This is a genomic window from Nocardioides sp. B129/18, from assembly GCF_055282735.1.
Map to the genome: position 1 here is coordinate 147,109 of NZ_JBUZJI010000003.1, position 7,581 is coordinate 154,689.

7 protein-coding genes are annotated in these 7,581 nt (G+C 73.8%); 4 read left to right on the top strand and 3 right to left on the bottom strand.

Annotated elements, in window-relative coordinates; translation table 11 throughout:
- The first annotated feature begins 156 nt into the window (after positions 1–156).
- Genes ACZDWJ_RS03520 through pgfA form a run of 3 tightly spaced genes read left to right on the top strand, consistent with a single transcriptional unit; the run spans position 157 to position 3,196 of the window.
- Entirely contained in the window at positions 157–954 is a 798-nt protein-coding gene (locus ACZDWJ_RS03520) for a glycosyltransferase (protein ID WP_463519531.1), read from the top strand.
- Positions 951–2,216, top strand: a complete 1,266-nt coding sequence (locus tag ACZDWJ_RS03525) for a glycosyltransferase family 4 protein (protein WP_463519532.1) — start codon at positions 951–953, stop codon at positions 2,214–2,216. Before ACZDWJ_RS03520 ends, ACZDWJ_RS03525 begins: the two co-directional genes overlap by 4 nt.
- A gap of 5 nt (positions 2,217–2,221) precedes the next feature.
- Positions 2,222–3,196 (top strand): cell envelope lipid trafficking protein PgfA, encoded by a 975-nt coding sequence (gene pgfA / locus ACZDWJ_RS03530; protein ID WP_463519533.1) that lies wholly within the window; start codon positions 2,222–2,224, stop codon positions 3,194–3,196.
- Between the two features lie 79 nt (positions 3,197–3,275).
- Here pgfA and ACZDWJ_RS03535 read toward each other — a convergent pair whose 3' ends face one another.
- The 3 genes from ACZDWJ_RS03535 to ACZDWJ_RS03545 are packed head-to-tail and all read right to left on the bottom strand — an operon-like array spanning position 3,276 to position 5,759.
- A complete protein-coding gene (locus ACZDWJ_RS03535; protein WP_463519534.1) occupies positions 3,276–3,974 on the bottom strand; it encodes a methyltransferase domain-containing protein in 699 nt (232 codons plus the stop codon).
- 10 nt (positions 3,975–3,984) lie between these two features.
- Positions 3,985–4,854: a class I SAM-dependent methyltransferase gene (locus ACZDWJ_RS03540; protein WP_463519535.1), complete on the bottom strand. Its 870-nt coding sequence runs from the start codon at positions 4,852–4,854 to the stop codon at positions 3,985–3,987.
- Positions 4,851–5,759, bottom strand: coding sequence for a hypothetical protein (locus tag ACZDWJ_RS03545; RefSeq protein WP_463519536.1), 909 nt, complete (start codon positions 5,757–5,759; stop codon positions 4,851–4,853). The genes ACZDWJ_RS03540 and ACZDWJ_RS03545 overlap by 4 nt, the downstream gene beginning before the upstream one ends.
- 313 nt (positions 5,760–6,072) lie before the next feature.
- Between ACZDWJ_RS03545 and rpsA the strand changes: the two genes are divergently transcribed.
- Positions 6,073–7,530, top strand: a complete 1,458-nt coding sequence (rpsA, locus tag ACZDWJ_RS03550) for a 30S ribosomal protein S1 (RefSeq protein WP_463519537.1) — start codon at positions 6,073–6,075, stop codon at positions 7,528–7,530.
- The last annotated feature ends 51 nt before the right edge of the window (positions 7,531–7,581 follow it).

Genomic DNA, 7,581 nt, shown 5'->3' on the forward strand with positions numbered 1-7,581 from the left:
GATCACGGCGTCGGGACCCCAGCCCCGACGCCGAGCACGAACCCAGCGACGTCACCGCACGTCGCACTCGCGGCCCGACGGGCCGTTCGTTCCGGCACACCACGGCTCTGGGAGGCGCCGTGGCGTGCGTCGACGCCGCATCCGGTGGGAGGTCCGATGCTGCAGGTCGTCATCCCTGCCTACGACGAGGAGGCGCGGCTTCCGCGCACCCTGCGCGAGCTGCGCCGTCACGTCCTGCGGATCCGCCCCGAGGTGGGTCCGGTCGAGGTGATCGTCGTCGACAACGCGAGCACCGACGCCACCGCCGAGGTGGCGCTCGCCGCGTCCACCCCGGCGATGCCGGTGCGGGTCGTGCGCTGCGAGATCCGCGGCAAGGGCGCCGCCGTGCGCGCCGGCCTGGCCGCCACCGACGCCGACGTCGTGGTCTTCATGGACGCCGACGGCGCCACCCGCCTCGACGCGATCGAGCAGGCCTGGCGCCGGATGGCGCTCGGCGCCGACGTCGTCATCGGCAGCCGCGCCGTCGCCGGCGCGGAGACCGAGGCCCGCCACAGCCGCCTGCGCGACCACGGCGCCCGCGCCTACCGCGCCTGCGCCGCCCGCATCGTGCCCGGCGTCGCCGACACCCAGTGCGGCTTCAAGATGCTGCGCGGCGAGCTCGCCCGCAGCCTCGCCGGCCTGCTGGAGGCCACCGGCTTCGCCTTCGACGTCGAGCTGCTCGCCCGGGCCCGCGCGCACGGCGCGTCCGTCGTCGAGCTGCCCGTCTGGTGGGTCGACGTGCCCGGCTCCACCTTCCACCCGGCCCGCCACGGCATCGACTCCTTCACCGAGCTCGCCGCCATCGCCTGGCGGGGCCGCGGCGGCCGCTTCGCGCCCGTCGCGCCGGTCCGCACGCCCGTGCTCGCGCCCGTCACCGGCCTCGACCTGCCGCTGGCCGCCGGGGGCGGACGATGACGCTCCTCGCCGTGACCCCCGACGCCGGGGTCGGCGCCGCAGACCCCGCCCGCCCGCTGGCCGGGCGACGGATCGCGGTCGTCAACTGGCGCGACCTCGGCCACCGCAGCGCCGGCGGCTCCGAGCACTACGCCTGGCACCTGTGCCGCGCCCTGCGCGACGGCGGCGCCGAGGTCGAGCTGCTCACCGCCCGCGACGCCGGCCAGGCCGCCACCGAGGTGCTCGAGGGCATCACGGTCAGCCGCGCCGGCGGCACCCTCGGCTTCTACCCGCGCACGCTCCTGCGGGTGCTGCGCCGCCGTCGTCGTCTCGACGCCGTCGTCGACGCCGCGTCCGGGATCCCGGCGTTCACGCCGCTGGTGCTGCGCCGCCGCACGCCGGTGACGCTGGTGGTCCACCACGTCCACCAGGACCAGTTCGGCCTGCACTTCCCGGCTCCGGTGGCGGCGTTCGGCCGCTTCCTGGAGCGCGTGGTGACGCCCGTGGTCTACCGCCGCTGCCGCACGATCGCGGTCTCGGAGTCCACGCGCCAGCAGATGCGCGAGCGCCTGGGCTGGCGCGGTCCGATCGATCTGGTCATGAACGGCGCCGAGCAGCCGGCCCGTCGCGTCGAGCCCGCCGAGAAGGACGCCCATCGCGTCGCGGTCCTCGGCCGCCTGGTCGTGCACAAGCGCGTCGACGTCGTGCTCGAGGCCCTCGCCGCGCTGCTGCGCCGCCGGCCCGACCTGGGCGCGACGCTGCGCGTCGACGTCGCCGGCACCGGCCCGCAGGCCGAGGAGCTCGCGGCGCTGGTCGTCGCGCTGCGCCTGCAGGACGTCGTCACGCTGCACGGCTTCGTCACCGAGGAGGCCAAGGAGGAGATCCTGCGTCGCGCCTCGGTGCACGTGTGCGCCTCCGACGCCGAGGGCTGGGGCCAGGTCGTCATCGAGGCCGCCGCGCACGGCGTCCCCACGATCGCCCGCGACGTCCCCGGCCTGCGCGACTCCGTCGTCGACGGCGTCACCGGCACCCTGGTGCCCGCCGACGCCGCCGGCCTGCGCGACCACCTGGTCGACGCCCTCGCCGCCTCCCTCGAGGAGGCCTGCGACCCCGCGGCCCGCCGGCGCCGCGTCGAGGCGTGCTCGCAGCACGCCGCCCGCTTCGGCTGGGACGCCATGCGCGCCTCGGCCCTCGAGCTGGTGGTCGACGACGTCCGTCGGTCCGGCTCCCGCTCCCGCAGCACCGCTCGTCCGGATGGTCCGGCCGAGCCCATCGGAAGGTGAATCAGATGCGACGTCTCGCTCGCCCCGGGCTCGGTCCCGTCCTCATCGCGCTCGGCGCGTTCCTGCTCGTCACCGGCGTGCTGGTGCGGGCCTACGCCTACCCGACGCTCGCGCGGGTGCCGGCCAACTACGACTCCATGACCTACCTGGAGGGCAAGGACGTCACGATCTTCGACTCCAGCCCCGAGGTGCTCAAGCCGATCACCACCGATCTCGCGATCTCCTCGCACACCGTGGCCGGCGACTACCCCGACGCTCCCTCGGACACCGTCGTGTGGGCCAACTCCACCACCGTGAAGCGGGCCGACGGCGGCGTCTTCAAGCAGTCCACCGAGCTCTCGCCCTTCGACGCCGTCACGGGCGCGGCCACCGGCTACGGCGTCGGCTTCTCCTCGGCCACCGAGGGCGACAAGACCTCGATCACCCGCACCGGCCAGGTCTACAAGTTCCCCTTCGACACCCAGAAGAAGGACTACCAGCAGTGGGACGGCGACCTCGGCAGGGCCACCACGGCGAAGTTCGAGGGCACCACGAAGATCCAGGGCACGACGGTCTACAAGTTCGTCCAGACCATCGCGCCCACCCAGATCGGCACCATCGACGTGCCCGGATCGATCTTCGGCGACACCGACCCCACCGTCACCGCCCAGATGATGTACGGCATGACCCGCACGCTGTTCATCGAGCCCAACACCGGCAGCCCGGTCGACCGCGTCGAGCAGCGCAACCAGTACCTCAGCTACCAGGGCACCGACGTCCCGGCCTTCGTCGGCACCGTCCGCTACACCCCGCAGACCATCACCGACGTGCTCGACACGATCGGCAGCCAGGACGTCCAGCTGCGTCTGGCCCGCTTCGTCCTGCCGGTCGGCATGGGCGTCGTCGGCCTGCTGATGGTCGGCGGCGGCGTGGTGCTCTCGCGCCGCAGCCGCACCGCTGCGCCCGCCGGCTCCCGCTCGCAGGAGATGGCCGGGGTCTGATCGCCCCGCGTCCCACGCACGACGCCCCCGGAGCCTCGGCTCCGGGGGCGTCGTCGCGTTCGGGGGCGGACCGGGGCGTTCAGGCGGGCTTGACGGCCCGCAGCACCAGGCTGATGCCGGGCAGCGAGCCCAGCGGCAGCACGCGCTCGGTCATGACGGCCGCGCGCAGCCCGGCGTTGACCAGCGGGTGCACGTGCTCCATCTCGCTCTCGGCGTCGTTGTGCCGGCGTCGCATCCGGGCGATCGGTCGCAGCAGCACGTTCCAGGAGCGGACGTCGACGACCTGCAGGCCCGCGCCCTCGACCAGCGCGGTGAGACCGCCGCGGTCGTAGCGACGCAGGTGGCCCAGCGCGACGTCGTGACCGCTCCAGAGGTCCATGCCTGCCGGCACGGCCACGAGCAGGGCGCCCCCGGGACGCAGGACCCGTGCTGCCTCGCAAGCCACGGCGACGTCGTCGTCGATGTGCTCCCAGGCGTCGGTGGACATGTAGAGGTCGACCGAGGCGTCGGGCATCGGCAGCGCGCGGGCGTCGCCGCGGACGACGTGCAGCCCGCGCTCGCGCGCCAGGCGCGCGGCGACCGGCGAGTGCTCGACGCCGGTGACGTCCCAGCCGAGGTCGCGCAGCACCGAGGCGTTGCCCCCGCTGCCGCAGCCGACGTCGATCGCACGCCCGGGGGCGAGCGGGCCGACCAGGCGGCGCACCAGCGCCCGCCGCTCGGCGTACCACCAGTGCCGCTCCTCCAGCGCCGCCGACTTGCGGATCTCGGCCTCGTCCACGGGCGCGAGCCTACTGGCGGGCGGTCAGCAGGTCGGCGGCGAGGATCGCGGTGCCGGGGGAGAGGCGACCGCGGGTGCGCGACCAGCCGCCCCACACGCGGTCGTGGTGCTCGGGCCACTCCGGCTCCAGCAGCGTGCGCAGCGCGAAGCCGTGGCCCGCGAGCAGCGCCACCCAGTCGCCCAGCGTGCGGTGGTGCTCGACGTAGGCCACCTCGCCGGTGGCGTCGTCGACCTCGACGTAGGGCGTGCGGTCCCAGTAGCTCTGGGTGACGGTGAGCCCGCCCTCGCCGGGGTCGTCGGGGAACATCCAGCGGGTCGGGTGGGTGATGGAGAAGGCGAAGCGACCGCCCGGCCGCAGCACCCGCGCGGTCTCGGCGACGGCACGATCGATGTCGTGCACGAACTGCAGTGCGCCGAAGGAGGAGAAGACGACGTCGAAGGAGGCGTCGGCGAAGGGCAGGTGGGTGGCGGTGCCGAGCACGGTGGGCACGCGCAGGCCGGTCGCCTCGTCGATGCGCCGCGAGTGCTGCAGCTGCCGGTGGGAGAGGTCGAGGCCCACCGGGCGCCCGCCTCGGGCCAGCACCCACCGCGAGCACTGACCGCCGCCGGAGCCGACCTCGAGCACATCCCGGTCGGCGACGTCGCCGAGCACGCCGGCGACGTCCTCGGTGAGGCCCTCGGGGCCCCACACGAAGCCGACGTCGCCGAGGAACTCCCCGTGGCTGGCCTGGTACTCGTCGGCGTAGCGGTCCCAGTCGGCGCCGTTGGCCCGACGCGACTCCGCCTCGTCGGCCTCGCGGCGCTCGGCCCGCACCGGCGGGGCGGGGGCATGGCTGCGGGAGTCGGGCGCGACCGGCGGGGTGCCGGGCGCCGTGCTCACCGGGCGTCCCCGGGACCGACCGGGGAGGCGGGGTCGAGCAGCGCCTCGGCCTCGCGGGCCGCGCGCTCCTGCCGCCGGCGGGCCAGCGGGATGCGGCCGGCGAGGTCGCCGAGCGGACCGACCGAGCGGTGCAGGGTCTCGGCGGCCTCCGAGAGCGCCGGCACGAGCGCGGCGAGCTCGGTGAGGCGCGGCTTGATGTCCTCCAGCGTGGCGCCGAGGGAGACCAGCTGGTCGAGCGTGCCGCCGTCGGAGAGCAGCTTCTCGACGAAGCCGTCGTCGGTGAGCATCCGGTCGGCCAGGCCGCCCGGGCGCAGCAGCTGGTCGAGGACGCCGTCGGTCTCGGTGAGCCGGTCGAGCGTGCCGCCGGTGCGCAGGAGGCGGTCGAGCAGCCCCTCCTCCTCGATGAGGCGGTCGAGCGCGCCACCCTCGGCGAGCAGCCGCTCGAGGGCGCCGTCGGGTCGCAGCAGCCGGTCGACGGGGCCGTCCTCGGCCAGGAGGCGCTCGAGGTTGCCGTCGGCGGCGGTCAGGCGCACCAGCGGGCCGTCCTCGGAGAGCAGGCGGTCCAGGACGCCGTCGCGCTGCAGCATCCGGCCCAGCGGGCGCTCGGGGTCGACGAGGTCGGCGAGCAGGTCCACCAGGCGCAGCGGGCCGCCCTCGACGAGCAGGACGTCGGCCAGCTGCTCGACGTAGCCGCCCTCGCCGATGACGCGCTGGACGAGGTCGGCGTATCCTCCGGGACGGCGCAGGGGGCCGTCGGGGGCGGCCAGGCGTCCGACCTGCAGGGTGGCCTGGGTGGCGGCCACGGCGAGCCGGGCGGGCAGCAGCACGGCGCCGACGACGCGGCCCGTCCACGGCGCCCCGGGCCCGGCGGCACCGGCGCGCAGACGTGCGTCGACGGCCCGCACGAGGGATCCTGGGACCCCCACGGGGACGGACGGGGCGGGGCCGAGGGTCGCGGAGGCGGTCACGGCCCCACGGTACGCAGCGCGACGCCCGCCCGGAGCAGGACCGCGCCGGTTGGACGTCCTCGCGCGCACGGGCGTAGTCTCACACTGCGCCTGAAGTCCGCCCTGCGTCCCTGACCCCAGCGGACGGGCTCTCTCCACTCGGCTCACCGTTCCGCGTCCGCGGCCGGCCGCCGTGGCTGCACCGGAGCGACCAGGACCTCGACGCGTGTCCACTTTCCCTACATCTGCCCACCGAGGAATTCCTTTCCCTATGACGAGCACCCTCTCCGCCTTTTCGGACTTCGACGCGCCCCAGGTGGCGGTCAACGACATCGGTTCCGAAGAGGACTTCCTGGCCGCCATCGACCAGACGATCAAGTACTTCAACGACGGTGACATCGTCGCCGGCACCATCGTCAAGGTGGACCGCGACGAGGTCCTGCTGGACATCGGCTACAAGACCGAGGGCGTCATCCCCTCGCGCGAGCTGTCGATCAAGCACGACGTCGACCCCTCCGAGGTCGTCTCCGTCGGCGACGAGGTCGAGGCCCTGGTCCTCCAGAAGGAGGACAAGGAAGGCCGCCTGATCCTGTCCAAGAAGCGCGCCCAGTACGAGCGCGCCTGGGGCACCATCGAGCAGGTCAAGGAGGAGGACGGCGTCGTCGAGGGCACCGTCATCGAGGTCGTCAAGGGCGGCCTCATCCTCGACATCGGCCTGCGCGGCTTCCTCCCGGCCTCGCTGGTGGAGATGCGTCGCGTCCGCGACCTGCAGCCCTACGTCGGCCAGAAGCTCGAGGCGAAGATCATCGAGCTCGACAAGAACCGCAACAACGTGGTCCTGTCGCGCCGCGCCTGGCTCGAGCAGACGCAGTCCGAGGTCCGTCACGGCTTCCTCACCCAGCTGCAGAAGGGCCAGATCCGCAAGGGCGTCGTGTCCTCGATCGTCAACTTCGGCGCGTTCGTCGACCTCGGCGGCGTCGACGGCCTGGTGCACGTCTCCGAGCTGTCCTGGAAGCACATCGACCACCCCTCGGAGGTCGTGGCCGTCGGTGACGAGGTCACCGTCGAGGTGCTCGACGTCGACATGGACCGCGAGCGGGTCTCGCTGTCGCTCAAGGCGACGCAGGAGGACCCCTGGCAGCACTTCGCCCGCACCCACCAGATCGGTCAGATCGTGCCCGGCAAGGTCACCAAGCTGGTGCCCTTCGGCTCGTTCGTCCGCGTCGAGGAGGGCATCGAGGGCCTGGTGCACATCTCCGAGCTCGCCGAGCGTCACGTCGAGATCCCCGAGCAGGTCGTCCAGGTCAACGACGACGTCATGGTCAAGATCATCGACATCGACCTCGAGCGTCGCCGGATCTCGCTGTCGCTGAAGCAGGCCAACGAGACCGCGGTGTCCACCGACATCGAGGAGTTCGACCCCACGCTGTACGGCATGGCGGCCACCTACGACGACCAGGGCAACTACGTCTACCCCGAGGGCTTCGACCCCGAGACCGGCGAGTGGCTCGAGGGCTACGACGAGCAGCGCGCCGTCTGGGAGGAGCAGTACGCCCAGGCCCACGCCCGCTGGGAGGCCCACGTCAAGCAGCAGGCCGAGGCCAAGCAGGCCGAGGTCGAGGCCGGCGAGGCCACCTCGTACTCCTCCAGCACCCCCGAGGAGTCCGGCAGCCTGGCCTCCGACGAGGCCCTGCAGGCCCTGCGCGAGAAGCTCACCGGCGGCAACTGATCACCCCGGCCCGCGCGGCGCAGCCGCACGGACCACGACAGCGGCCCCCGA

Bases quoted from the DNA above. Each gene is read 5' to 3' on its own strand.
- rpsA (WP_463519537.1), top strand. From the start codon at position 6,073: ATGACGAGCACCCTCTCCGCCTTTTCGGACTTCGACGCGCCCCAGGTG.
- ACZDWJ_RS03525 (WP_463519532.1), top strand. From the start codon at position 951: ATGACGCTCCTCGCCGTGACCCCCGACGCCGGGGTCGGCGCCGCAGAC.
- pgfA (WP_463519533.1), top strand. From the start codon at position 2,222: ATGCGACGTCTCGCTCGCCCCGGGCTCGGTCCCGTCCTCATCGCGCTC.
- ACZDWJ_RS03520 (WP_463519531.1), top strand. From the start codon at position 157: ATGCTGCAGGTCGTCATCCCTGCCTACGACGAGGAGGCGCGGCTTCCG.